Raw genomic sequence first — 25,619 nt, 5'->3', positions numbered from 1 at the left:
ACGAACTAGTGTGGCGAGTACTTCAGCGTAACTTGCTTCGACGTCACCGAAACCGAAGCGAGGGAATCGAGCATTTGCTTTTCCTGACCCAGGTCCTTAAAGAGCTTCGAATAATAGCGATTAAAGATACCCGTCTTTTCCAGAATCCACGGATGGATCCACAGGGAACCCACTAACCCGCCGGTGGGTTTGAATACGAAATGGCCGCCCTCCACGGTCGGCACCCCCGAGTAGCTGAGGTAAAGCTGCTTCTCAAATGAGCCCGCCAGATGGATCTTGCTGAGATAAATTGCCGTGACGAAACCATCGCCAAGCTCGATCTGCACTTTGCTTGGGACTATGTACGCGCCCTTCGCTTCGCCCTTTTGCAGGCCCAAGGTGTCGACGAACGCGTTCAACTCCGTCTCGCTGATCGTGATTGTAAGGGGGGTTTTCTGCAGGTTGAGCCCATCCAACGCGAACCGCTTCTTGTCAACGGAGGTCAAATCCTCGTTCGACGTGCTGATGGGCCGCAACGCCGGAACCTGTAGCGCGAGAACGAGCGTCCCAACGACCACCAGTAGGACCACAATGTTGACCACGCGTCGGAGCGCCTTCACCGCCCCGCCCTTCTTCTTCTTGGTCAAATCTTTGCCGCCCTGGCTCGGAGACTTGATCTCACTGAGATTGAGTTTGGCCCCGCAGGAGTGGCAAAAGATGCGGCCCAATTCGTTGTCGTACCCGCATTTTTGGCAAATGACCATGAATTAATCCTTCTTCTTCGTCGCCTTTGTCTCGCCTGACTTCGTGGGTGCGCTGGCCGGTTTCGCCGGGCTCGTCTTCGCGCTGGTTGTCGAACCGGCTGCGGGGGTGACAGGTGTGGTCGGCGCGGGGTTGTCCTTTTTTGCGCTCTCCGCGTAACTCGGCTTTCGATAATCCGTAATGTAAAAGCCGGACCCTTTGAAAATCAGCCCGGCTCCCGTCCCAAGCAACCGTTTCACGCGACCGTGACACTTCGGGCAGGTTCTCTTCGGACCATCCTTGATCGACTGGTACAACTCATAATGATGCCCGCATTTCTGGCATTCGTATTCGTAGGTCGGCATATGCAAAAAAGGCACTTTCTTATCGAACAACTCCTTGGTTCAAGTCAACCGCGATTTCGCTAGTATACCATTCCCGCACTCAATTCTCCAGCACGAGCGACATATGGTGGTAGCCTAACCAGGGCGTGGTGCCCAAATGACTTTGCCGGTTGCAGCCGTGCTTCTCCCATCGTTGAGATTCGAAAAGTCGACGCTAAACCGCCATATTTTTCTTCAATACACCTGAATACCGCACCAAAAGCGCCCTCCGGTGGGTTCGTTTTCCAAAACGAACCCACCTGCAAAAACCTTCTGCAAGCCTCGGAAGTCTCTGATAGAACAGACGTTCCACCAAATCTAGCCCACCAAAACGGTGGGTTCGTTTCGCAAAAACGTATATGCGCCCCCTCTTCACTCTTTCGCCGTCTGCTTGCTCCCCTCCTGTTCCTCTTGGAAGTTGGACAATTGCACCCCGAAGTTGACGTTCATTCATTTCCCCGACTATACCCACCCCACCGCACCGTGTCCAGCAGAATTATCGATTTACGATAGGCGCGCCTTCGCGGTTGACATCGTCACTCCACCGTGGCTGAGTTCCTTTTGCGCTCTAAACAAACTGAAGCGAGAGCCCTGATGCAAAATATCGAAATCGAATTACCACCGAGCGCGAATCTCTCCAAAGCAGAGAAGACGATTGAAGCCACGCTCGCCGCAGTTGGTTTGCAGGCTTCTCCGCGTGAAACGCTCAAGAAATTCCCCGGTTGCATACACTGGCACGCAAAGATCCCGGGTCAGTCAGGCACGTTGGAACTGACTCTCTGGCCACAACAACACCGCGCCTGGATCAGCATCCAGGATGGCCGGGCCGCCGATTGGATTAACAAGAAGCTGCCCGAACTCCAGAAGGTGCTTGATCGACGCCTGGCAAGGTAATGATAACCCCCAAAGGCGTTGGAAACGTTCTTCGCGAGTTGTCATTCTGAGCGAAGCGAAGGATCTCTCGATACGCGTAGACGTCAGCACCCCAGCCAAACCATTCACTTCGCTTAGGTAACGGCGAATTTCTGGAGTCGTCGAAAACATGCCAGCACCTTGGGTTCACACCCGTTTTCACGATTGACATCACCAGCCAGTCGTGGCTCAGTTCACGTCGTTACGTTCAAATGGACACTTCAGTTCCAAATCGTGTTTCGGTAACAGTCAACCCAGCCTTTTGGGAGATCTTTATCGCATCGCTCGTACTGATTCGCTATCAGGGTGTACGCGTCATCTATTACATCATTTTCCCGTTGGCTGGCGTGTTCGTGCTTGTGTTGCCACTTTGCGTCCGACGTTACCCCAGCGTGTTAGAAGTGCTAGTGGCTCTGTGGGCCTTTTCATTCATCCCACTCATTACGGCTCGGGTGGTATGGAGGAACCGTCGTAACAAACTAGCACAAGGACCGTTTACATACACTTTCGATTCCGAAGGCATGCACACCAGCGGAGCCGCATTTGCCCAAACAATTAAGTGGTCAGCAATACCACGCGGGCGTCAGTCAAAACATTTCCTTTTTGTCTTCATTTCCCCGAGCGTCGCGCAAGTCATTCCGCTGAAAGCACTGAGTGACCAGGGCGTTCTCGACGGAGCGCGTAGTATCGTTGGTCAGCATACGGATTTACGGTAATGGACATTGCTGGCGCGCGAAACTTTCTCTTGAAAAAAACGCCCCGCCCCGTACGATACCTCGCCAAGTGAGGAGGCGTGTTGAAATTCCCTGCTGCGTTTAATCTAAATCAGTACTTGGATCGCGTGTGTGGGCGCGTGGATGCGGCACTCGACAAACTTTTGCCGCCCGAAACCGCCGCGCCGCCCACGATCCACAAGGCGATGCGCTACTCGATTTTTGCGGGTGGGAAACGCATTCGGCCCGTCCTCTGTCTCGCCGCGTGTGAGGCGGTTGGCGGCAAGCCCGCGATCGCCATGCCGCTGGCCTGCGCTGTGGAATGCATCCATACCTACTCGCTCATCCACGACGATCTGCCGAGCATGGACGACGACGATTTGCGTCGCGGCAAACCCACGAACCATAAAGTTTTCGGCGAAGGCATCGCCGTGCTGGCGGGTGACGCTTTGCTGACCGAGGCGTTCGCCTTGGTCGCGAAAAGCAATCCGCCAAAACGCTATCCGGTGCGCGCCTTGGTAAGCGACCTCGCCATGGCTGCCGGCAGCCTGCGACTCATCGCGGGACAGGTCCAAGATCTCGAGAACGAAGAGCGCCGCGCCAGCCTTGAGGAAGTCAAAACCACCCATCGCAATAAAACGGCCGCCCTCATCACCACGTCGATCCGCCTCGGCGCGATGGCCGGCAACGCCACGCCATCCGGGCTCAAACGCCTGACCCGCTACGGCCAAGACCTCGGTGTCGCGTTTCAGGTCATCGACGACATTCTCGACGCGACGAGCACCAAGGAAATCATGGGCAAGAGTGTCCGCGCCGACGAGAAAAACAACAAGTCCACCTTCCCCACCGTCCTCGGCCTCGACAAGTCACGCCAATACGCCGCTGACCTCGTCGCCGACGCCCACAAACAACTTTCCGTCTTCGGCAAGCAAGCCGACCCCCTCCGCGCCATCGCTGATTTCTTCCTAACGCGGAAGAACTGATCGCTTTCGGAGCATCTCCGGAAGAACTTTTTTTGACGGACTATGCTTTCTGCTGCAAATTACAATCGGGAGGACAGTATGAACGAGCAACAAGACAAGGTTGTAGTGCTGGAGCAGTTCGTTGGAAAAATCAGGGACGTTCACAACAGCTACGCGGCGTTGATCGAGAAACTGGCCAAAGTGCAGGCGGATGCGGCGCAAGCCGGGCTCGACTCCGTGGCCAGCGGCCTGGGCAAACCGTTTTCGGATGCCTCCGCCGATGCCGAGTCAATCCAGGGTCTCCTGCACGAAACGGAGATGGAAAGAAACAAACTGAAAGCGGCTGCGTAACGGTCGCCGCTCAGCCACACGCGGCCGGAATGCGGATGGACGTTAGACACCGGCTGCGGACGAAAGCAAGTTCGTGATGGTGGTTGCCGCGTGTTTGCTTGCACCGATTCCGCCAAGGCTGGTCACAACGCTAGCGAGATCGCGCTGCATGGCGTCTCGCTTCGCATCGGTCTCCAACAGTTCACGCGCCACGGCGGCGATGCGCTCTGGTTGCGCGGCGTGCTGGATAAACTCCGGCACAATTTCGCGACCGGCGATCACGTTCGGCATGCCGAGCCAGTTGACCTTCACGACCAGGCGCCCGATGAGATAGGTCAGCCAGTTCACTTTGTAGACCACGATCATTGGACAGCCGTAGAACGCGCATTCCATCGTAGCCGTTCCGCTGGCGGTAATCGCCAGCGTCGCGCGCCGCATCCCTTCGTGCGCTTTGCCAACATCCACGGTTATACGCGGATGTTTCATCATCGCCGCCGATTGCTCGTTCACCGCCACTGCGACAAACTTCACATCCGTCGGCATCCGGTCCACGACCTCCATCATGATCGGCCAAATCTTCGCCACCTCTCGCTCGCGACTGCCGGGCAAGAGCAAGACCAGCTTCTTTTCCCGCTCGATCCCCCTGCCTTCCGCCTTGATCTTCTCCGCAAACGGATGCCCGACGAACTCCACGCGTAACCTGGGCGCATGTTTGGCGTACCAGTCCTTCTCGAATGGAAAAATGCAGAGCATCAAGTCCACGTCCCGCTCGATCTGTTTGGCCCGGCTTGCATGCCACGCCCATAACTGCGGCGAGATATAGTAGATGACCTTGATTCCGCGCCGGTTCATCTGCGCGGCGAACCGCAGGTTAAACCCCGGGAAATCCACCAACACCACCGCGTCCGGCCGCCGCTTCTCTGCCTCGTGCACCAGGTCCCAGAAGATCCGGCGAAACTTGCCGTAATTCTTCAGCACCTCGACCAGCCCAACCACCGCATGCTCAGTAAGGTCCAGCAGCAACTCCATCCCCGCCGCCTGCATCTTCGGCCCGCCCGCACCGAAAACCACAACATCCGGAGCCTTCGACCGCAGCGCCTTGATCAGTTCCGCCGCATGCGCGTCCCCCGAGGCTTCGCCTGCGATGAACATCAATGTCACTGCCGCCGCACCTGCTCGGTGATCTCCATCGCCACTTCCAGCGCCTGTTTGGCGGCTTCGCCGGTGACGAGCGGGTCGCGGTGGAAGCGGATCGCATCGAGGAAATGTTGCAATTCCAGTTTGAGCGGCTCGTCGCGTTCGATGGGGACCGGTTCGCGCACGATCTTTCTTCCGCCGAATTCGCTGACAATGCTCGCGTGCTTGCCCGCGAGCAGTTTCTTCAGCAAACCGGATTCCTGCGCGTCCTCCGCGGCAACACGATAACTCTCGCCCTCCTGCTTCATGTAATCGAGCGACACGTACGCAGCGCCATGTGAAGTCTGTCCAAACACCCGAATCTTCCGCATCTTTTCCGCCGACACCCGGCTGGCCGTGATGTTGGCCACGCAGCCGTTGGCAAACTTCAATCGCACATTGGCAATATCTTCGCTCTCGCTGAGCACGGGGATGCCGACCGCATCGACGGCAACCAGCGGCGATTTCACCAGCGACAACACCACGTCGAGGTCGTGAATCATTAAATCGAGCACGACACCGATGTCCGTCGAGCGGCCCGGGTACGGCGAGAGGCGGTGCACTTCGATGAAGCGCGCTTCTTCCAGCACTTCGTTCAGGTAGCGCATGACCGGGTTGAAGCGCTCGACATGGCCGACCTGGAACACGCATTTGTTTTTCCGCGCGAGCGCGACCAATTCCTCAGCTTCATTGAGGCTGTCGGTAATCGGCTTCTCCACGAGCACATGCTTCCCGCGCTCCAGGAACACTTTCGCGACCTTGTAATGCGTCTCCGTCGGCGTCGCCACGCTGACCGCGTCCGCAAAGTTCGCCAGTTCCACCGCGCTCTCGAACGCGCCGCCGCCAACTTTTTCCGTCAGCGCGCGCACGCGAATGTTGTCGGTGTCAAATACACCGACGAACGAATATACGCCGTTGGATCGCTTGGCCAACTCGGAATAGATGCGCGCGTGCTGCGAGCCGAGATGCCCGACACCGACCACGCCGACTTTGAGAATATCGCTCATGCGGATTGCACCGCCACGAGGCTCAGTCCAATTTCATTCGCCGCCTTCAGCAACTTGTCCTTATCAAGCAGCAGGCTTCGTCCCGCTTCCATCGCAAACACGGAGATCTTTCCAGTCCGGCACGACTCGATGGTCTTTTCCCCAATGCACGGAATATCGAACCGAAAATCGTGTTGTGGCTTGCTGACCTTGACGACCACCGCGCCGCCCTTCTCCCCTGCCAGCGCGCCGCCGCGGCGAATACATTCGTCCGTGCCTTCAAACCCTTCCACCGCCAGCACCGTGCCTTTTTTGACGACAACGGTCTGGCCAATATCGAGCGCGCTGACTGCTTTGCCGATCTTCAGCCCAAATTCGATGTCCTCCTGCTGTTCCTTGCCGGGCTTGTGACGGGTGAGCACGCCGGACTTTGGGACCGAGTCGCCGAGGAATGGGCGTGGGTCAATGAGTTCGACGCCGTCCTTCGCCATCTCCGCGGCAATCGCGCCGAAGATGGTCTCGGCATTACGTTCCTTGAGCCTCAAAGCGACACCCGTCATGCGCAGATCAAGGCGCAGGTTCCTGAAAAGGTTGGAAGGCGTGATGCCACCCGCCATGACGGCGCGCTTCACGCCACGGGAGGTGAACACTTCGATCAGCTTGTTCAGTTGGCCGAGCTTGACCCACTCCACCTCATCAACCGCCCCGTCGATCTCCGGCTTCGTTTCCCCCTCAAACGCCGCCGCGATAGTCCGCCCGCCGCCAAGCTGCCGCGTCGAGCGGGCCAGGATCAGGGGGAAATCGCCGTTTCCTGCAATGATGCCAAGTGGCTCCATCCGTGTGCGCAGATTCTTGCCGCTTCGCCAGCCGATGGCAAGGAAACATTCTGGCCTGCGTCGAGAGTTAAATCTCGCGCAAATATCGTGCGCTCGCGGCAACTGCTTCAACGGCATTGTCCGCTTCGTATTCGACGACGATCGGACAGCCACGAGAACGAACCAGTGGAATGATCGTTTTCCAATCGATGTCACCCTGCCCGGCCGGCACGTCGCGGCCGTCATGGGAGAATTCCTTGGCATGAAGTAGACCGATGCGCGACAGGTGTCGTTGGATGTATTCGAGGCTGTTGTGTCCACCCCGCTCGACCCAATACGTGTCAACTTCCAAGCCGAGGAGTTGCGGGTCGGTTTCCGCCAGCAGAATATCCATGCCGCAACGTTCGCCTGCGAGCGGCAAGAATTCATAGGCGTGATTGTGGTAAAGCAATGCGAAGCCCTCCGATTTGGCGCGCTCACCGAGAGTGTTCAATCGTCGGGCCGCGTCCGAGAAGCCTTCCGCCGTCTGCAAGGTCTTGGGAATCGATGGGATCACGAGGCGGTTATTGCCGATGACGCGCTGAAACTTCGTTTGTGTGTCCCATTCCTTTTCGAGCGTCTCCAGGCCCACATGGGCGCCAACGACCTGCAGCTTCGTCTCCTCGAGAATTCTCTTCCACTGCTCTACCGACCATCCGTAGTTGCCGGCCATCTCAACGCCGTTGAACCCGAGCGCCGGCACTTTGCGCACGACGGCTTCGGGGTTCGTGGCGGTCTCGTGGCGCAGGCTGTAGAGTTGCAGCGCCAGTGAGTTTGGCATAAAGGCTATCCGAGTAAGAGGTGGTTATGCACCGGCAGCGGCCAGTTCCGGCCCTTCCACTTGCCACATGGCCCGCACGGTGGTTTGCAGGAGCGACATGAGGCCGACGTAGAGAAATCCCGCTTGAAAGACCACCACGAAAGGAAGAAACATCCATTGATTGGCATCAATCGCCTGCACGACCAGCCAGGTGAAGTACACACCAAGGCCCAGCTCGATGTACGGGAACAAACCACGCAAAGCCCGATACTTGCTGCGGGACCGGCCCCCTGCCGCGCGTGAGCTGCCGTACTTCGGCGTGCGAATGAACTCGCTGCTATGGTTGAACATCGCTTCGAGCACCGCGCGCGCGTTGTTGACGGAGAGGCCCACGCCCACGGCCATCAAGATGGGCAGATACACCAGCCGTTTCCACCACTGCGCGTGCAGATCGCGTTGCGCGCAAAAATAAAACGCGCTGATCGACAATGACCCGGCAATGAACAACGGCACGTCCACAAGCAACAGCTTCGTCCACGGATTCCCGCCCGTCGCGTGGTTTGTTCCGGCGGCCGCAGAAGAATGAAAGCAGAGGCAAAGCACCAGCAACGCGAGGTAGCCGTAATTGCTCGTCAGATGGACGGTGCCTTCGAACTTGATCTTGAACGGCAGATCGCTGTTCCAGAGCAGCGGCAGCACTTTCTTGCTCGTTTGGATGGAGCCTTTAGCCCAACGATGCTGTTGCGACTTGAACGCGTTCATTTCAATGGGCAGTTCCGCGGGCGTCACGATTTCCGGCAAAAACAAAAATCGCCAACCCTTGATCTGCGCGCGGTAGCTGAGATCGAGGTCCTCGGCGAGGGTATCGTGCTGCCAGCCTCCCGAGGTTTGGATGCAGGTCCGTCGCCAGATGCCCGCCGTGCCATTGAAGTTGAAGAACCGGCCCGAGCGGGCGCGCGCCGTTTGCTCGATGAGGAAATGACCGTCCAGCAGCATCGACTGGATTTTCGTCAGCAACGAGTACTGCTCGTTGAGGTGGCCCCAACGCGTCTGGACCATGCCGATCTTGTGGTCCGAAAAGTAATGGATCGTTTTTTGAAACAGGTCGGGCTGCGGGACGAAGTCGGCGTCGAAAATCGCGACGAATTCGCCCGTGGCCTGATGCAAGCCGTTTTCGAGCGCACCGGCCTTGTAGCCAAGGCGATTCGTGCGATGGATGTGGTAAACCTCGAAGCCGCGTTCGCGCAGTTGCGCGACCTTGCGGCCGACGATGCCGGTCGTTTCGTCGGTCGAATCGTCGAGCACCTGGACTTCAATCTTGTCCTGTGGGTAATCCAGTGCCGCGACCGCGTCAAGCAGCCGCTCGGCAACGTACATTTCATTGTACAGCGGCAGCTGCACGGTCACTTTCGGCAATTCGGTCAACCGGCTGGCGGGTTGTGGCACTTCCCGTCGATGGCGGAGGTAAAGGAAAATCATCCAATAGCGGTGTATTCCGTAACACGAAAGACACACGAGCATGCCAAAATAGATTATCGTTCCAACCAAATGCAGTGCTTCCATAACCTCCTAGTTGACCCTGGAGCAAAAGCCGCTGCTCTCGGGATCCACAGCGGCCCGCCAAAAAATCACCCTTGACCGACCTTCCTCGGGTGAGCGATTCTCACATAGGTTCATCATGGTTCGAGTACGACATGGAATCAAGCCCAAAAACCAATGCCTAAAGCCCATCCTCTCAAAGTCTTAACCTTGCCCCAAGCGGCCCGTTGGGCCGCCCGGGCGCGCCGTCGCGGCAAGAAGGTCGTGGCTACGAATGGGTGTTTCGATCTCGTGCACTATGGCCATGTCAACTATCTCCAGCGCGCCAAGGAGCTTGGTGAACTCCTCATCGTCGGCCTCAACGGGGACCGATCGGTCCGCCAACTCAAAGGCCGCGGCCGCCCGCTTGTCCCGCAACAGCAACGCGCCAAGGTCCTCGCCGCCCTGGCCTGCGTCGATGCCGTGGTCATCTTCCCCGAAAGGCGCGCCCATCGCTTCCTGGGAACCGTCCAGCCCGACGTTTATGTCAAGGGTGGCGACTACCGGCCCGAGACGCTCGATGCGCGCGAGCGCGCCGTGCTCACCGCAATCGGTTCCAAGGTCCGCATCCTGCCGTTCGTGAAGGGTTTTTCGACCACACGACTGATCGCGAAGATTCGTAAAGTCGGATGCTAACGTGCGCACGAGGTTCGTACTCGTCGGTCTGCTGACTTTGAACCTTGTCGCCTGCGCTTCGCCCCGCGAAAAGGCGTACCAATCCGCCCTTAACGAATACAAGCACAAGAATGCGGCCGTCGTTGATTTCGCCCGCGCCAAAGTCAAACAACTCGTCACCGCCACCAGGGCGTTCCAGATATCGGTTAGCCACTGGCCACGGACGTTCAAGGAGTTGGCAGAATTTGCGTTTGCCAACAGTGTTTCGTTGGATCCCGCCGACTTCAACGACGTTACTTTCGCTTTATTGGATGACGGGAGCGTCCAGGTCCACTACGACATTAACTGCTCCCGCTTCAACACTTCGCAATATTCCTTCACCCAAACCGGGACGGTGAATGTGAAGGCCAAGTAGCTGCCAAGATCTGTCCGCATCCACGCTTGTGTTTTCCGGGGGGTTCGATTAGAAACTTTGTGTGAGCGGTGGCGATTTCCGCATCGGAGTACTCGGCTCGGGCAATGGCTCCAACGGCGAGGCGATTTTCGAGGCGTGCGCGCGCGGGAAGATTTCCGGACGAGTCGTGTTGGTGCTGACGGATGTCGCCGATGCGTTCATCCAGGAGCGGGCGCGGAAGCGCGGGATCGAAGCGCGTTTTATCGGCCCGAGCCGGTTCAAGACGAAGTTGGAACCGGAGTTGGAAGAACACGCGGCGCGGATGCTGCGCGATGCCGGTGTGCAACTCGTCGCGCTGGCGGGTTACATGCGCGTGGTGAAGTCGCCGCTATTGCGGGCGTTTGCGGGGCGGATGCTCAATGTGCATCCGTCGTTGTTGCCCAAGTTCCCTGGGTTGCGCGCGTGGGAGCAGGCGTTGAAGGCTGGAGCGAAGGTCACGGGTTGCACGGTACATTTTGTGGAGGAAGGCGTGGATTCGGGGCCAATCATCCTCCAGCGGGAGGTGAAGGTGCTCGACAACGACACGCCCGAATCGTTGCACGAGCGGATCCAAGTGGCGGAGCACGAGATTTATCCCGAGGCGATACGCCTGTTCGCGCTGGGGAAATTGAAGATCGACGGGCGAATGGTCAGGACACTTGAAACATGAGTGAGAAAACGACGAAACGAGTATTGCGATTCGGGTTGCCGAAAGGCAGCTTGCAGGAATCGACCCTCGCCTTGATGGCGAAAGCGGGCTGGAAGATTTCCACCGGCAGCCGCAGCTATGTGCCGCGCACTGACGACGCGGACCTGGAGTTGCGGCTCATCCGCGCCCAGGAAATCAGCCGTTACGTTGAACATGGATTCCTCGACGTTGGTCTAACTGGCGCGGATTGGATTGCCGAGAACGACAGCGACGTGCAGGTGGTCGGCGAGATCGCCTACAGCAAGCAGACCACGAATCCCGCGCGCTGGGTGCTGGCCGTGCCGAACGATTCGCCCGTCAAATCGGTGAAGGATTTGCAGGGCAAACGTATTGCGACCGAATTGGTCGAGATGACGCGGCGCTGGCTGAAGAAGAACGGCGTGACGGCGGAGGTGGAATTCTCCTGGGGCGCGACCGAGGTAAAGGCGCCGGAACTGGTCGATGCGATTGTCGAATTGACGGAAACGGGTTCGTCACTGAAAGCGAACAACCTGCGCATCGTCGAGACCATCGTTTCGAGTTACCCGCAACTCATCGCCAACAAACAGGCATGGGACGACAAGTGGAAGCGCAAGAAGATCGAGACGATCGCGCTCATGCTGCGAGGTGCGCTGGCGGCGGAGGAGAAGGTCGGACTGAAAATGAACGTGCCGCGCGCAAAGCTCGCGACATTGTTGAAGGAATTGCCCGCCCTTCGCAACCCGACGATCTCGACGCTCTCTCGCGAGGACTGGGTGGCGGTGGAAACAATCATTGACGAGAAGATTGTACGCGAAATCATCCCGCAGTTGAAAGACGCAGGCGCAGAGGGTATCATCGAGTATCCGTTGAACAAGGTGATTTACTGAATTTGTCCCGAGAACTGATGCCGCAACCAACAAGGAGGCCCGGATGGGCTCGCTGAAGAAACGACGCAAGCAGAAGATCAACAAGCACAAGCGCCGCAAGCGCTTGAAGGCAATGCGTCACAAGAAGAGAAACCGGTAGGAGTCGTAATCCAGGACATGTTTTGCCCAAGAGCAAGTGCGCGCAGTCGCGCGGCTGCGCTGGCGGTTGTGTTTTCTGCCGTCGCAAGCTTGAGCATGGCCATGGCGCGCCCCGCTCCTTCCAAAGGCCCCCCGGCCGGCCCGTTGGACGGGACGGCGGATCTGTCCCCCACGCAGACACGCCGTGCCGAAGCTCTCGCGGAATATGGCACCGGCGTCTCGGAGGAATTCCGTGGCGAAATGGACAATGCCCTGGAACGCTATCAACGGGCGCTGCAACTCGATCCGCAGAACACCGCCCTGGCCGTTCGCCTCGGACAAATCTACGCAACCCGCCGCGACATCACCAACGCGCTCAGCGTGCTGGAGTCATCCGTCAAAGCCAACCCCAACGATGCGGAGCTTTCCTACTGGCTGGGTTACATCTATCGCAGCGACAACCAGAACGAGAAAGCGATCACCGCATTCCAGAACACGTTAAAGCTCGAACCGACGAATCTCAATGCGCTGGGTGGGTTGCTCGACATCTATGCCCTGAAAGACTCGCCTGTCGAGGCCGTCAAATTGTTTGATCGCGCCTTCCACCAAAAGGTGGATGCCGGCAGCTATTGGATGCGGCTCGGCGATTTTTTCACCGCGATCTCCCGGCAAAAGCCGACATGGGCGCAAAAGATGGATCGGAAGCGGATCCAGCAATGTTACGAAAAGGCGCTGGCCCTGGCGCCCAACGACGTTGAAATTGAGGTACGGCTGGCCGACACCTACGCGGATAACGGCAACTTCCAGAAGGCAGTGGACGCGTACGCCAAATTGCTCGCCCAAAATCCGGATGCCCCGCGCATTCGCGAGCGACTGGCGGCCAATTACATCCGCGCTGACCAGAAGGAGAAGGCCGCGGCGGTGCTCGAGGAAATTATCAAGCGCGAACCGCTGCAGTTTGCGATCTACAACTACCTTGGCGAGGTTTACGAGGATTTGGGCAAACACGAGAAGGCCATTTCCAATTACCAGCAATCTCTCGTCGTCAACCCCAACCAGCCGGAGAACTACTCCCTCATTACCGCCCTGCAGTTGGATTCCAAGCAGGTCGATCAGGCGTTGGAAACCCTGGCCACCTGGAAGAAAAAGTTTCCGACCGATTTTCGTGTGCCTTATTTCACAGGTCTCATCCAAACCGACAGGAAACAGTACAGCGAGGCGGTGGCCTCTTTTGCCGACGCGGAGTCCATGGCACAGGAATCGGGCCCGGACGTCAAGCTGAGCAGCAAGTTTTACTTTTCGTATGCCGCCGCATGCGAGCGAAACGGCGAGTACGACAAGGCGGTTTCGCTTTTCCGCAAGTGTCTGGAGCTCGACCCGGCGGACCATGGTGCCTGCAATTATCTCGGGTACATGTGGGCCGACAAGGGCGTCCATCTGCAGGAGGCGCTCGACCTGATTCAGAAGGCCGTGAAGCTCGATCCCGATAACGGTGCGTACATCGACAGCCTGGGCTGGGTATTATTCAAACTCGGGCGCAACGAGGAGGCGCTCGTGCAATTGCGGCGCGCGGTCGGTTTAATCAAAGATGATGCGACGCTGTGTGGCCACCTTGCCGATGTGCTCCTGAAGGTCGGCAAGACCCAGGAGGCGCTTACAGTGCTGCATCACGCCAGCGAATTGGAGCCCGGCAACAAAGAGATTTCCGAAAAGCTCCAGAAGCTGAAGGGCAACCAGTCCGCCGTTCACTAGTTCGCCGGCGCGACGACCCGGATCTCCAAAAGTGTTGTGGGCGCTGCGATCGTGGCGTCATTCCCCAGACCAAATGTTGCCAGGCCATCGGCGCTGTTGTTCGTTGGCGCATTGCCCGTCAGCACACCGGTCGGTGATGGCGCCGCGCTCGCTGTACCTGATTCGCCGGTGCTTCCGCCCGTTGCCACTGCCGCGGACGGCCCGGTGGTCTTCGATAGCTCCAACTTGAACGCCGCCACATATTCGCGCGGCATTTCCACGAATAAGGTGCGTTCCGTCACGTCTTTTGATTGAGGAACGACAACCACCCGCCCGTTGCACCGCGTCGCAAGTTGTTGCGCCCGATTCCGCACATCGTCAAAGACCCGCGCGTGAACCGTCACAATTTCACCGGGCTTTGACCGGGGAAATTCCACGCTTCGCACCAGGTCGATGACTGGCGAAGGCGCTAATGGAGGAGTCGCTGACACCTCGTCGGCATTGCCAATCACAGGGGTCCGCCCTGGGCCAGCCGCCGTGGGCATTTGAGCAGCAACAGCTGATTTCGGTTCGTTTGCTATCGCTTGCTTTGCCCGGGTACCCGACGAAACAGTATTCTCGCGCAAGTTCTCCCTGTTTTCCGCCTTGGCGAATTCGAGTGAAGCGGTCTTCTCTGCCGACAGCGGATGGCCGCTCCTTATCACGAGACCAGTGATCACAATGAGCGCCGCCACTTCCAGCGGAATCTTCAGCCAGAGCGGGCGGAACACGTAGTCCTGCCAGGTCAACGCCCCGGGTTTCCCATCAGACGCGATTTTGCGGCGCACGTCGGCGAGGAACCGCGGTGTCGGCTGCAGTTTCGGCAGCGCCGCCACGCCGGTCACCAGTGTCTTCAATTCCACCAACTCTCGCTGGCACTCCGCACACGATGCCAGGTGCGTCTCGACCTCTGTCCTCTGTGGCGGCGTCAATTCGCCGTCGAGGTAAGCCGACAACTCCCCGCGAATATGATCGCAATCCTTCATCTTTCCATCCTCACAGCTCGTCCTTCAGGCTTTTGCGCAACACCTCCCGCGCGCGCGCGATCCGCGATTTGACCGTGCCAACGGAGCAATCCAGCGCTTCGGCAATTTCTTCATAGCTCAGGTTATTGACGTTTCGCAGCACCAGTACCTCCCGAAACTTGCGCGGAAGTTCGTGCATTCGGCGACTCAATAATTCAACAAACTCGTCCTTCACCGCCTGCACGTCGGGCGCATCGGTGTTCCCGGCGATCTGCATGGACACTTCCCCATCAGCGGTCTCAACCGTGCTGTCCAAGGACATGCCCGCCTGTCGACCGCGCCGTTTCCACCAACGATGTTTGTTGCGGGCCAGGTTCACAACGATCTGGTGCAGCCAGGTCGTGAACTCGCACTCCCCGCGAAAATTGCCAATGCTCCGATAGATCCTCACAAACGCATCCTGGGCCACTTCCGTGGCATCCTCGTGGTCGCGCAGTAGTTGAAAGGCGACGTTGAACGCCCGTTGCTGGTGGCGCAGCACCAGGTCATCAAACGCTGTTTCATCGCCCGCCCGGCAGCGTTCGAGCAACTCTCGATCGCTTGCCTCAACTTTGGCGTCCGGCTTTGAGACACGCTCCATGGGAAAAAGTTCCCGCTCTCACGCGCCAAATTCAGGCTTGGCTTCCCGGGTCATCAGGTCGCGGACAGCCTGTTTGGGTGGTTTGCCTTCGTAAAGGATGGCATGCACCTCACGCGTGATGGGCACATCCACGCCATGACGTTGCGCCAGTTGCCAGGCTGAACTGGCTGTCTTTACCCCCTCGGCCACCATCTGCGTGCTAGTGGCGATCTGTTCGGGCGTTTCACCTTTTCCCAGCCGTTCACCGAATCCGCGGTTGCGGCTGTGGCGGCTGAACGCGGTGACAATCAGGTCCCCCACGCCGCTCAGTCCGAAGAACGTCTCGGAGCGCGCGCCCAACGCCACACCAAGCCGAGTCATCTCGGTCAGCCCGCGCGTGCACAACGCCGCCTTGGTGTTGTCCCCAAACCCGATCCCGTCACACGTGCCGGCGGCGATGGCAATGACGTTCTTCAGCGCACCGCCCAATTCGACCCCGATGACGTCATCGTGCGTATAAATGCGGAAGCGTTCGTTCATGAATGCCTTTTGCGCCCGGACCGCGTGCTCGGCCTGGCGCGACGCGACCACCACTGCTGTCGGAATCCCGCGTCCCACTTCCTCCGCGTGGCTGGGCCCGGAAAGCACGACAATGTGTTCGGTCTTGAGCACTTCCGCGATCACCTCGCTCATCCGGCAACCTGTTCCGTTCTCAATTCCCTTCGCAACGCTGACCACGGGAACGTCGGTGGGAAGATAATCGTGAAGTTTTGCGCAGATCGGTCGCATTCCGTGCGAGGGAACGGCCAACACCACCAACTCGGCTCCGTGCAGTGCTGATTTCGTATCCAGCGTGAGCACGATTTCCTTGGGAATCTTTACACCGGGCAGGAATGCCTTGTTCTCGCCGGCCGCAATGATCGGCTCGACCTCCTCCTTCAACCGCCCCCACAAATTGACCTTGTGCCCGTTGCCGTGCAAGAGCACCGCCAACGCCGTCCCCCACCCGCCTGTACCAATTACGGTGACGTTCATGCCATCGCGCCCTTTCCGCCTTCTTCCTTTCGCCGGCCAATACGGTTCTCGGTTCCTGCCAACAGCCGTTGGATATTCGACTTGTGTTTATAGATGATGACGGCGGCAAGAATGACAGTGAAGATGAACAGTGTCTTGTCCTTTGCCAGGAACCAGGTTGCCACAGGCATCGCAACCGCTGCGCCGATGGATGCCAGGGACACGTAGCGCGAGATGGCAAAGATGATCGCCCAAACGCCGAACGCACAGAGAAATGGTATCGGAAGAAACGCCAGCAACGCGCCGGAACTCGTGGCCACACCCTTGCCACCCTTGAATTTCAACCAGCACGTCCAGTTGTGGCCGGCGATCACGAAGATACAACAGGTGATCTGCAACGCCGTCGGACCAACACTGGGAAAAATGCGAGGCGTAACATACACCGGGAGGAAACCTTTCGCAGCGTCCAGCAACAGCACGGCCAGGCCCGGGCCCTTACCAAGCGCGCGCATCACATTGGTCGCGCCAATATTGCCGCTGCCGACCTTGCGGATATCGATTCCACGCGCTTTGGACCACAGAAAGCCGGTCGGAATCGAGCCAAGGAAATAAGAAGCGACCGCGCAGCCAATGAAGATCGCCACCGTCATATTTGCGACTCTAGCCGATTGCGGCGAAACGCGGCAAGCCCGATTGCGGCTACCGAGACAACCGCGCAGGCCCCGACAAACACATCACCGTACTGGGTGTAAAACGTTTTGGTCCGATCATTCGGCAACGGCAAATCAAAGTTCAAAGTCCCCGCGCTAAACGATGCACAACGCGCGCGAACGAAGCCGTGTTCATTTACGACGCACGTCACGCCGCTGTTCGATGCGCGGACCAGTGGACGACGACTTTCGATGGCCCGAAAGATTGCGTTGGCAAGATGCATCTCGGCAGCCGGCGAGGTCTTGAACCACGCATCGTTTGTGACATTGACCATGAAATCGACGTCTTGCCGGACAAAATGGCGGTACAAGTCCGGAACCGTGTCCTCGAAGCAAATGACCCCACCAAACCGCAGGTCCGCCGCGTGAAAGACGGTGAAATCCCGGCCCCGTTCAAAGCTGCCATCGATGGGCGTGAGCCATTTCATGAACGGGAAAATCTTTCGGAGCGGCACGTATTCACCGAAGGGCACGAGGTGGATCTTGTGGTAGATCTCGCCCACGGTGCCGTCCGGCCGCACGAGGATTGCACCGTTGAAGGCTTCGGCAGGTGACGAATACGGTGTGAGGTCAACGGTGCCGGTAAAGAGGTATGCACTCGATTTCACGGCCAGATTCGTCACTAATTCGAATGACTCGCGATCATATCGCAACGCGTCAGGTGTGGCTGTCTCGGGCCAGATGATCATCTCCGGTCGGGCCGCCATGACGGTTTCGGTCAGTGTCCGATACCGTTCCAGAATCATGGGTTTTTGCTCCGGCTCAAACTTCAAGGTCTGGGGAATATCACCCTGGATCAGCGCGAGGCGCACGGTTTTTTGTTTTACCTCACTGTGCCGCAGGATTTGCGGAAGCCCTTGCCAGAACGCAAGGCAGATCAAGCCCATGGCCACGTAGAACTCCCAGCTCAATCGCCATCGCTTCTCGCGGGTTCGCACCTGCACGACAAATCGACGGATGGTGAAATAGAGGACGACATTGACAAAGCACACCAATGCCGATACGCCGTAGACGCCTGTCACACTGGCGAACTGGATGAGCGGACCCGACTGCCACTGGGTCACGCCGAGGAAATTCCAGGGAAATCCGCCAAACAATAATTTCCCGCGCAGCCATTCCAATGTCACCCACCCGGCCGAGGCAACGGCGGCCACAAGTATGTTGCGAATCGCGACCCAGCCGCCTGATTGCTTCTCGGGATCTGCTGACTCGGGGATGAGGCTGTTCGCCATTACAAACACCACCGCACCTGCGCCGAAGTAGAGCGCGAGGAAGGCGATCAATCCCACCGTGCCGGCCGGTGTGACGTGATAAATCCACCAGATCGTCATCCCAAAGAACACCAGTCCGGCGATGTAGCCCCGACGGAACGCCTCCTCCAGACGACAATCTTCCACCGCGAACAATAACGGTACGAGTGAAAGCCAGCCCAACTCACCGCTGTTGAACGGCGGGAGTGCGAAAGCCAGAAGGGCGCCAGTGGCAACAGGCAGAAGCCAGCGGCTTCCAATAGATTTTACGGTCGCGAATCTCATTCGCGGCTTATCTAGCCCGAAACCGGTTCGGGACTACAGGCTGTGCGTCACGCATTCTTTCCGCAACAGTTCTTGTACTTCTTGCCGCTACCGCAGGGACAAGGCTCGTTGCGGCCGACCTTCGGGACCTCGCGCTTGATCGGCATGGTCGCCTTTTCAATCGCTTCGCCCACAACATCCTGGCCGCCGTTGGGAGCGGGCGCTCCTGACTGGGACGGCGGTGGCTGTTTGTAAGCCGACCCGGTCGAGAGGTCGGGACCACTGAGTTGTGTTGGCAGGGCGCGGAGGAAATTCTCGAAAGCGGCGAGCGAACTGGCGGAACGGAAGACATTGTTGGCGATTTCGTTCTTCACGTTGTCCATCATCTCTTCAAACATCGCGAACGCTTCGGTCTTGTACTCCACCAGCGGATCTTTCTGGCCGTACGCGCGCAGGCCGATGCCGTTGCGAAGCTGGTCCATATTGTACAGATGTTCCTGCCAAAGACGGTCAAGGGCATTAAGAACAATCAGGCGCTCGATGGCCTTGAGTGATTCGGGATTCTCGTTGGCCGCCTTGGCCTCGTAGGCGCGAGTGACTTTATCGAGGATCGCCTGCAAGACCTCATCCCGCGTTTTGTCGCTGACCTGCTCCAGACGCAGCCCAATCGGAAAAGCCTGGTTCGACCACCGCAGCAGCGCCTCGAGTTCCCATTCGTCCGCCTGCTTGTCCTCCGGGCAATACTCGACGACGCGCGCTTCGACAACTTCATCGATGATATTGAAGATTGCTTCGCGCGGGCTGTCGCCGCGAATGATGTCGTTGCGGAAGGCATAGAGCACTTCGCGCTGCTTGTTCATCACATCGTCGTACTCCAGCGTGTGTTTGCGCTGGCTAAAGTGGTGCTCTTCGACGCGGCGCTGGGCGGTTTCAATCGAGCGATTAAGAAGCGGGTGCTCCAACTCTTCGCCTTCCTTCATGCCCAGTTTTTCCATGATCGTGGCAATCCGGCCGCTGCCGAACAACCGCATCAGATCGTCCTCCAGCGAAACGTAGAAGCGCGAACTGCCGGGGTCACCCTGACGCGCACAACGCCCGCGGAGCTGTCGGTCGATGCGCCGCGCTTCGTGACGTTCGCTGCCGATCACATGCAGGCCGCCGACTTCCGCCACACTCTCGCCGAGTTTGATGTCGGTGCCGCGGCCGGCCATGTTGGTCGCGATGGTCACCGAGCCTTTCTGGCCCGCGCGCGCGATGATCTCCGCCTCGCGCTGATGGTATTTCGCATTCAAGACATTGTGGGGGACCTTCTGGCGGCCCAACATGCGGGACAGCACTTCGCTGGCCTCGACGCTGACCGTACCAACGAGGGAAGGCTGGCCGTGACGATGTCGTTCCACGATGTCCTCGATGATCGCGTTGTACTTCTCACGCCGCGTCTTGTAGACCACGTCATTTTCATCCTTGCGAACGCACGGCTTGTTGGTGGGAACGACGATGACACCGAGCTTGTAAATATTCTCGAACTCGGTGGCTTCCGTTTCGGCGGTACCCGTCATGCCCGCCAGTTTCTTGTAGAGCCGAAAATAGTTCTGGATCGTGATGGTCGCGAGCGTTTGCGTTTCACGTTCGATGGCAACGCCTTCTTTGGCCTCGACCGCCTGGTGCAATCCGTCGCTCCAACGGCGGCCCGGCATGAGGCGGCCGGTGAATTCGTCGACGATCATCACCTTGTTTTCCTGGACGACGTATTCGACGTCCTTCTCGAACAGGCAATAGGCGCGCAGCAATTGCGAGATGTTGTGGATCTTCTCGCTGCGCTCGTCAAACGCCTGCTGGATCTGCTGCTTCTTCTTTTCCTTCTCGCCGTCGGGCAAATGCTGGGTATCCATCTCCTGCAGGGCCGTCACGAGGTCGGGGATCACGAACGCATCCGGGTCGTCCGGACTCAGAAACTTGCGGCCCTTCTCGGCGAGATCGGAGTCGTGCTGCTTTTCGTCGATCGTGAAGAAGAGTTCTTCCTTCAGATCATGCATTTCTTTCTTGCTCGAGTCTTTCAGCACCTCCAACTCTGCCTCATCGACGAGTTGCCGAATCGCCGGTTCCTCCATCATCTTCTGCAGCTGCTTGTTCTTCGGGGTCCCCAGCTTGACCTGGTACAGCAAACGGCCCGCCCTCTCCTCGCGGTCGAAATCGTCATTGGTAGTCTTGTCGGCGCTACGGCCATCGAGCAACTGCTTTGCTTCACTCACGAACCGATTGCAGAGCATCGTCTGCGCGCGGACAAGTTCGGCGACCTGGGGCTTGTACTTGTCGTAGGCGTGCGTGGAAAGCGTGGCGGGGCCGCTAATGATGAGCGGCGTGCGCGCTTCGTCGACAAGGATCGAATCCACCTCGTCAACAATTGCGAAGAAATGACCCCGCTGCACCTGCGTCTCAATGCTGGTGGCCATGCCGTTGTCGCGGAGGTAGTCGAAGCCGAACTCGGCGTTGGTGCCGTAGGTGATGTCGCACACATATTGCGCGCGACGAACATCCGGCTTTTGGTCGTGCTGGATACAGCCAACTGTCAGCCCGAGAAACTTGTAGACCTCGCCCACCCACTCGGCGTCGCGCGCCGCGAGATAATCATTGACCGTGACCAGATGAACGTTGCCGGCGAGCGCGTTGAGATAGAGAGGCAGCGTGGCAACCAGCGTCTTGCCTTCGCCCGTGGCCATTTCCGCGATCTTTCCTTGGTGTAGCACGATGCCGCCAAGGATTTGGACATCAAACGGCACCATGTCCCACTTGTAGGGCTGGCCGCGCACGGGCCATTCCTTGCCGCAGAGACGGCGGCACGCGTTCTTCACCGCGGCGAACGCTTCCGGCAGGAGATCATCGAGGGACGCGCCATCCGCGAGCCGCTTTCGGAACTCTTTCGTCTTCCCGCGAAGCTCTTCATCGGTGAGTTTCTGGTACTCCGCCTCGACTTCGTTGACACGATGGACCAGCGGCCAGAGGCGCTTGACTTCGCGCTGGTTTTTCGAGCCCAGAATTTTCTTCAATATCCAACTAACCATACAAATCCTTCGCTTCAGCTTCCCGGTTTTATCACCGGCATACCCGCCTGACAGAGCGGACACGTCGCCGGTTCGAATGTATCAATCGACAATCTTAGCAGACTTTCCAGCGGTACGCCAAAACCTACTTTGCCGCCCGAACGATCCACCAGCGCGCCTGCCCCGACCACCTCGCCGCCGAGGGCGCGCACAATGTCGAGCGTCTCCTGCACCCGGCCACCCTTGGTCACAACATCCTCGACCACAAGCGCTTTTTCGCCCTCGGTGACCTCGAATCCGCGCCGCAATTCCAGCTTTACCGCCGCATTCTTCTCCACAAAAATATGACGGACGTTCAGCGCCCGTGCGACTTCGTGACCAACGAACAACCCGCCGAGCGCCGGCGAGATCACCACCTGCGCTCCCGCATTTTTCAACTTCGCGGCCAACTCCCCGCAGAGCCGCTCGGCGATACGCGGGTGTTGCAGCACCAGCGCACATTGGAAGTACTGGCGGCTGTGCAGCCCCGAACGTAGCAGAAAATGCCCGTCGAGCAACGCCCGCGTATCGCGAAAGATCCGCAGAACCTCAGCGTCCGTCACGCGCTCACCACCCAGTTTGGGTTCGTCTTACCGGCTTGTTCAATCTCGCGACGCTTCGCCTCGTAACCTTTGCGGCCCATCAAGCCATACGTGAAGTTCTTCGCCAGTTCTACACCGGGTTGGTCGAACGCATTGATATTGTAGAGTTCGCCCGCGTAGGCCGTTTGCATTTCGAGCAGGTAGAGCAACGCCCCGACCGTTTCCTCGTCCACGCGCGGCAGACGAATCGCACAGTTCGGTATGCCGCTCTGCGTCAGCGCCAACTCGGTCGCGCGCTGTTCGGCCTTGATCAATTCGTTCAGCGTCCGCCCGCCGAGATACTTCGCCGCCTCAAAATCAGGGGACGCCTGTGGAATCGGAACCGTCGCGCGGAATTCGTCCACGGTCAGGAAGGTCACGACTTTGTCGAACGGCCCTTCGAGGTAAAGCTGCAGGAGCGAGTGCTGATCGGTCACGCCCAGCGCCTTTTCGGGCGTCTGCCCGGCGTGTACGATCTTGCCCGCCCGGTCCACCCTCTTGCCAAGGCTCTCGGCCCAAAGTTGACAGAACCAATCGGCCACGTTGCGCAACGCGTGCGAATAGGGCATCATCACCTGGATGTTTTTGCCCTTCGCCTTGTCCATCAAGTAATGCAGGGCCGCGCCCGTGAGCGCGGGATTCTCCCACAACTTCTTCGTTTTCCGGCAGAGCGCGTCCATTTCCGCGGCGCCTTTCAGCAACCTGTGGATATCAATGCCGGTGACCGCTGCGCTCAGCAAGCCGACGGCACTGAGCACCGAAAAGCGTCCGCCTACATCAGACGGAATCGGCATCGACGCGTAACCTACCCGCCTCACAATCTCCCGCAGTTCGCCCCGTTCCGGATCCGTCGTGATGACGATGCGTTCAACATGCCGTTCGGGGCCAAGCTTTTTGATCAGCGCGTCGCGGAACACGAGAAACTCGCTCATCGTCTCAGCAGTGCCGCCGGACTTGGTGATGACGTTGAAGACGGTGTTGTCAAGATCGACAACCTCCAGCAACGCTGCGATGCGATCGGGATCAATGTTATCCGGCACGAACAAGCGCGGCCCGCGCCGGAGCGGACGAGCGAGCTGGTTGTATTCGGGATGATTGAGCGCACTGTGGAGCGCAATGTTGCCCAGCGCGGAACCGCCGATCCCGACGACAACGAAGCTGTCGCACCGTGCCTGGATTTTACTGGCAAGGGCGGCCACCTCATCTGCGAGCTTCGTATCGTGAGGAAGCTTGCGAAAACCGAGTGGCGCCTTCTCCACCGAGTCGGCAGCCGCGGCGAGCTTGGGACCGAGGGCCCGGATCTCAGCGTCCGTGACGCCGTGCTCGCCGACACGTTCGGCCATTAAATTATTGAAATCGTACCGTAAATTCAGCAAAACGCCGTCCTCCAAGTGCGGTGGTTTATCGCAGATTCAACCGGGAGCGGCAACATATTTTGCCAGTCCGCGCTCCGCGCGTGTCCGTCGAAAATCGTCAACGGCCATTCAACCACTGACGCTGCGCATCAGTTGATGGAAAGACCAAATGATTTCTTCCTCGAACGCGCGGACGCTGGGATACACGAAATAACCCCCGGCACTGAGTTTCCGGACACCGCCATTCAAGCGCTCCGCCGGCAAGAAACCGGTCAATTGTTGGAGCAACAGAACGAATTTTTCGTGCTGCTGCAATCGGATTGGCTCCTGATTGACACGCACGATTGACTCGCGGTCCCAGATCCATTGCAAGCGGTAAGGTTCGGTATCGAAAAACCAATCGAACCGGAATTGGGGGACATTTTGGAGCTTATAATCCACGACAACCTCAACGTTCCTGTATCTCGGACGAAAAGGGTCCGTGGCTGGTTCCAAGTGTGTCTGGCAAGGACGGTCGGCGAGCCGCAGTACATATCCAGCGGCGGCAAATACGAATTTCTCCCATGGGTACTCGACCTCGGTCCCGTACAGATCAACGACGACCAGGGCTTGGGGCTTGACCTGAAATTCCTGACCCGAAGCGGGTTCGTTCAACGCCGCGAGTTGAGCCTGGTCAACAACGTCAGTCGGGAAATTTCGCCGACCGAGTTCTTGTTGGAGTGCCAGTGCGCGATCCTGATCCAGGTTGTCCACGACAATCCCGAACAATTCCTTCTGCAATCGCGCGCAATCCGGCCGGGGTATACTGTGCGAGGCCGCCGCCGCGTCTTCCAGCGATTCGCGGTCGATGGTTTGATCGAGCGAACGCTGCAAAAGCGCATACGGCATCAGTGATCCCTCTCCAACGAGAGCAATCGCCGTTTCATCGGCAACCCGCCGCCAAAGCCACCGAGCGAGCCGTCGCCCGCGATCACGCGATGACAGGGGACGATAACAGGTACCGGGTTCGCGCCACACGCGGCGCCAACCGCTCGCGAGGCTTTGGGCTTGCCGATTTGTTTTGCAATCCAGCCGTACGAACGCGTCTCGCCATACGGAATCTTGGTGAGCGCATGCCATACTTGTCGCTGGAAAATGGTACCTGATGAAAGGTCAAGCGGGATTTCCCAGCGGACGGATTTGCCTTCGGCGTATTGTTGTAGTTTGCGCGTCAGATCGTACGGGAGGGTCTCCGCCAGTTGCTTCGATATGTGAAGCACACCGCCGTCTTTGCAAAACTCCAGGCGGGTAAGTCCACGAAATGAGAACTGGACCCGAAACGCGCCCAGCTTCGTCGGGACGATCACCGGATCACGAACCAGATTATCCATAGCGCGAAGAAGGATAACCCCAGCCACATGAAAAAGCGATTCCGCGTTTGTCGTTGTACCCGCTTGAGCGGCTTATAACTCCGGATGCTTCCCGCCCCAAGATAGTGCGCGAGCTTTTCCTGCGGCGGTACCACTTGGGCGGTTTCCAGGGCCGCCGTGCCCGCGAAAGCGGGGTTCACGGACAAAGGCGGGTGCGCGAAGAGATCGGTCTCAGGCTTTTTCGCGAAGGCGATCGGTTCCGCTTCCAGTTCCTTCAGCGGTTCTGCGGCCACATCAAACAGGTCCTCGCGCACTCGATCGGAGGTACGTAACTCGCGCCGGGGCAGCGCGAGCATCCCTTTCACAAATCCAGCGAAAGTTGCTACGGATGCCAGGCTTCGCCCTCCCGCAGTCGTATCCACAGGACGAATCCCGTGGGCGCGTAAGGGGCCGCCACTAACCTCACGCATCTGGCGCTGCACAGTTGCAATCTGTTGATCCAGATCAGTGATGGCGCGATCAATCGGATCGGGATGTTTCCAGCGCAATGACATGGCCATCCTTTG

General features: G+C 58.5%; 27 protein-coding genes. 9 read left to right on the top strand and 18 right to left on the bottom strand.

From position 1 onward, the window contains the following. Positions 1-5: 5 nt before the first annotated feature. Together VNL17_13455 and VNL17_13450 are read right to left on the bottom strand one after the other, a co-directional pair. Positions 6-743 (bottom strand): zinc ribbon domain-containing protein, encoded by a 738-nt coding sequence (locus tag VNL17_13455; protein ID HXI85087.1) that lies wholly within the window; start codon positions 741-743, stop codon positions 6-8. A gap of 3 nt (positions 744-746) precedes the next feature. Then, a complete protein-coding gene (locus VNL17_13450; protein ID HXI85086.1) occupies positions 747-1,085 on the bottom strand; it encodes an FmdB family zinc ribbon protein in 339 nt (112 codons plus the stop codon). 612 nt (positions 1,086-1,697) lie between these two features. On the opposite strand from VNL17_13450, the gene VNL17_13445 reads away from it, so the two are divergent. The 3 genes from VNL17_13445 to VNL17_13435 all read left to right on the top strand — a co-directional run bounded on the left by VNL17_13445 (position 1,698) and on the right by VNL17_13435 (position 4,041). Beyond that, positions 1,698-1,997 carry a hypothetical protein gene (locus tag VNL17_13445; protein HXI85085.1) on the top strand — a complete coding sequence of 100 codons (300 nt, stop codon included), beginning with the start codon at positions 1,698-1,700 and terminating at the stop codon, positions 1,995-1,997. Positions 1,998-2,868: 871 nt separating this feature from the next. Continuing rightward, the gene (locus tag VNL17_13440; protein HXI85084.1) at positions 2,869-3,711 is read left to right on the top strand and encodes a farnesyl diphosphate synthase; all 843 of its coding nucleotides are present in this window, start codon (positions 2,869-2,871) and stop codon (positions 3,709-3,711) included. Between the two features lie 78 nt (positions 3,712-3,789). Then, positions 3,790-4,041, top strand: coding sequence for a hypothetical protein (locus tag VNL17_13435; protein HXI85083.1), 252 nt, complete (start codon positions 3,790-3,792; stop codon positions 4,039-4,041). A 42-nt stretch (positions 4,042-4,083) separates the two neighbouring features. Here VNL17_13435 and lpxB read toward each other — a convergent pair whose 3' ends face one another. The 5 genes from lpxB to VNL17_13410 all read right to left on the bottom strand — a co-directional run bounded on the left by lpxB (position 4,084) and on the right by VNL17_13410 (position 9,275). Next, complete coding sequence (gene lpxB, locus VNL17_13430; protein ID HXI85082.1) at positions 4,084-5,172, bottom strand: lipid-A-disaccharide synthase; 1,089 nt, start codon at positions 5,170-5,172, stop codon at positions 4,084-4,086. 5 nt (positions 5,173-5,177) lie between these two features. Further along, positions 5,178-6,203, bottom strand: coding sequence for a Gfo/Idh/MocA family oxidoreductase (locus tag VNL17_13425; GenBank protein HXI85081.1), 1,026 nt, complete (start codon positions 6,201-6,203; stop codon positions 5,178-5,180). Beyond that, positions 6,200-7,018, bottom strand: coding sequence for a UDP-2,3-diacylglucosamine diphosphatase LpxI (lpxI, locus tag VNL17_13420; GenBank protein ID HXI85080.1), 819 nt, complete (start codon positions 7,016-7,018; stop codon positions 6,200-6,202). Before lpxI ends, VNL17_13425 begins: the two co-directional genes overlap by 4 nt. A gap of 67 nt (positions 7,019-7,085) precedes the next feature. Beyond that, positions 7,086-7,817 (bottom strand): sugar phosphate isomerase/epimerase, encoded by a 732-nt coding sequence (locus VNL17_13415; GenBank protein ID HXI85079.1) that lies wholly within the window; start codon positions 7,815-7,817, stop codon positions 7,086-7,088. Positions 7,818-7,841: 24 nt separating this feature from the next. After that, the gene (locus tag VNL17_13410; protein HXI85078.1) at positions 7,842-9,275 is read right to left on the bottom strand and encodes a cellulose synthase family protein; all 1,434 of its coding nucleotides are present in this window, start codon (positions 9,273-9,275) and stop codon (positions 7,842-7,844) included. Between the two features lie 237 nt (positions 9,276-9,512). Between VNL17_13410 and rfaE2 the strand changes: the two genes are divergently transcribed. The 6 genes from rfaE2 to VNL17_13380 all read left to right on the top strand — a co-directional run bounded on the left by rfaE2 (position 9,513) and on the right by VNL17_13380 (position 13,848). Beyond that, positions 9,513-10,010, top strand: coding sequence for a D-glycero-beta-D-manno-heptose 1-phosphate adenylyltransferase (gene rfaE2, locus VNL17_13405; GenBank protein HXI85077.1), 498 nt, complete (start codon positions 9,513-9,515; stop codon positions 10,008-10,010). A 1-nt stretch (position 10,011) separates the two neighbouring features. Further along, the gene (locus VNL17_13400; protein ID HXI85076.1) at positions 10,012-10,404 is read left to right on the top strand and encodes a hypothetical protein; all 393 of its coding nucleotides are present in this window, start codon (positions 10,012-10,014) and stop codon (positions 10,402-10,404) included. A 61-nt stretch (positions 10,405-10,465) separates the two neighbouring features. After that, a complete protein-coding gene (purN, locus tag VNL17_13395; protein HXI85075.1) occupies positions 10,466-11,092 on the top strand; it encodes a phosphoribosylglycinamide formyltransferase in 627 nt (208 codons plus the stop codon). After that, positions 11,089-11,979 carry an ATP phosphoribosyltransferase gene (gene hisG, locus VNL17_13390; protein ID HXI85074.1) on the top strand — a complete coding sequence of 297 codons (891 nt, stop codon included), beginning with the start codon at positions 11,089-11,091 and terminating at the stop codon, positions 11,977-11,979. Before purN ends, hisG begins: the two co-directional genes overlap by 4 nt. Before the next feature lie 43 nt (positions 11,980-12,022). Further along, positions 12,023-12,118, top strand: coding sequence for an AURKAIP1/COX24 domain-containing protein (locus VNL17_13385; GenBank protein ID HXI85073.1), 96 nt, complete (start codon positions 12,023-12,025; stop codon positions 12,116-12,118). 95 nt (positions 12,119-12,213) lie between these two features. Continuing rightward, the gene (locus VNL17_13380; GenBank protein ID HXI85072.1) at positions 12,214-13,848 is read left to right on the top strand and encodes a tetratricopeptide repeat protein; all 1,635 of its coding nucleotides are present in this window, start codon (positions 12,214-12,216) and stop codon (positions 13,846-13,848) included. Here the strand turns inward: VNL17_13380 and VNL17_13375 are convergent. The 11 genes from VNL17_13375 to VNL17_13325 all read right to left on the bottom strand — a co-directional run bounded on the left by VNL17_13375 (position 13,845) and on the right by VNL17_13325 (position 25,607). Next, positions 13,845-14,852 carry a zf-HC2 domain-containing protein gene (locus VNL17_13375; GenBank protein ID HXI85071.1) on the bottom strand — a complete coding sequence of 336 codons (1,008 nt, stop codon included), beginning with the start codon at positions 14,850-14,852 and terminating at the stop codon, positions 13,845-13,847. The genes VNL17_13380 and VNL17_13375 overlap by 4 nt on opposite strands. Positions 14,853-14,862: 10 nt before the next feature. Beyond that, a complete protein-coding gene (locus VNL17_13370; protein HXI85070.1) occupies positions 14,863-15,471 on the bottom strand; it encodes a sigma-70 family RNA polymerase sigma factor in 609 nt (202 codons plus the stop codon). An 18-nt stretch (positions 15,472-15,489) separates the two neighbouring features. Continuing rightward, positions 15,490-16,485, bottom strand: coding sequence for an NAD(P)H-dependent glycerol-3-phosphate dehydrogenase (locus VNL17_13365; protein HXI85069.1), 996 nt, complete (start codon positions 16,483-16,485; stop codon positions 15,490-15,492). Then, positions 16,482-17,114, bottom strand: a complete 633-nt coding sequence (plsY, locus tag VNL17_13360; GenBank protein ID HXI85068.1) for a glycerol-3-phosphate 1-O-acyltransferase PlsY — start codon at positions 17,112-17,114, stop codon at positions 16,482-16,484. The genes VNL17_13365 and plsY overlap by 4 nt, the downstream gene beginning before the upstream one ends. Further along, positions 17,111-18,709 (bottom strand): apolipoprotein N-acyltransferase, encoded by a 1,599-nt coding sequence (lnt, locus tag VNL17_13355; GenBank protein ID HXI85067.1) that lies wholly within the window; start codon positions 18,707-18,709, stop codon positions 17,111-17,113. Before lnt ends, plsY begins: the two co-directional genes overlap by 4 nt. 47 nt (positions 18,710-18,756) lie before the next feature. Then, positions 18,757-21,750 carry a preprotein translocase subunit SecA gene (secA, locus tag VNL17_13350; GenBank protein ID HXI85066.1) on the bottom strand — a complete coding sequence of 998 codons (2,994 nt, stop codon included), beginning with the start codon at positions 21,748-21,750 and terminating at the stop codon, positions 18,757-18,759. Between the two features lie 14 nt (positions 21,751-21,764). Next, positions 21,765-22,331 carry an orotate phosphoribosyltransferase gene (gene pyrE / locus VNL17_13345; GenBank protein ID HXI85065.1) on the bottom strand — a complete coding sequence of 189 codons (567 nt, stop codon included), beginning with the start codon at positions 22,329-22,331 and terminating at the stop codon, positions 21,765-21,767. Further along, positions 22,328-23,692, bottom strand: coding sequence for a glucose-6-phosphate isomerase (locus VNL17_13340; GenBank protein HXI85064.1), 1,365 nt, complete (start codon positions 23,690-23,692; stop codon positions 22,328-22,330). Before VNL17_13340 ends, pyrE begins: the two co-directional genes overlap by 4 nt. A gap of 141 nt (positions 23,693-23,833) precedes the next feature. Then, positions 23,834-24,592 carry a hypothetical protein gene (locus VNL17_13335; GenBank protein ID HXI85063.1) on the bottom strand — a complete coding sequence of 253 codons (759 nt, stop codon included), beginning with the start codon at positions 24,590-24,592 and terminating at the stop codon, positions 23,834-23,836. Then, positions 24,592-25,074, bottom strand: a complete 483-nt coding sequence (locus tag VNL17_13330; GenBank protein ID HXI85062.1) for a methylated-DNA--[protein]-cysteine S-methyltransferase — start codon at positions 25,072-25,074, stop codon at positions 24,592-24,594. Before VNL17_13330 ends, VNL17_13335 begins: the two co-directional genes overlap by 1 nt. Next, the gene (locus VNL17_13325) at positions 25,047-25,607 is read right to left on the bottom strand and encodes a hypothetical protein (protein ID HXI85061.1); all 561 of its coding nucleotides are present in this window, start codon (positions 25,605-25,607) and stop codon (positions 25,047-25,049) included. The genes VNL17_13330 and VNL17_13325 overlap by 28 nt, the downstream gene beginning before the upstream one ends. Between the last annotated feature and the right edge of the window lie 12 nt (positions 25,608-25,619).

The organism is Verrucomicrobiia bacterium, from assembly GCA_035577545.1.
GTDB lineage: Bacteria > Verrucomicrobiota > Verrucomicrobiia > Palsa-1439 > Palsa-1439 > Palsa-1439.
Note: the sequence above shows the minus strand (reverse complement) of the source record. Positions and strands in the feature narration are given on the sequence as shown.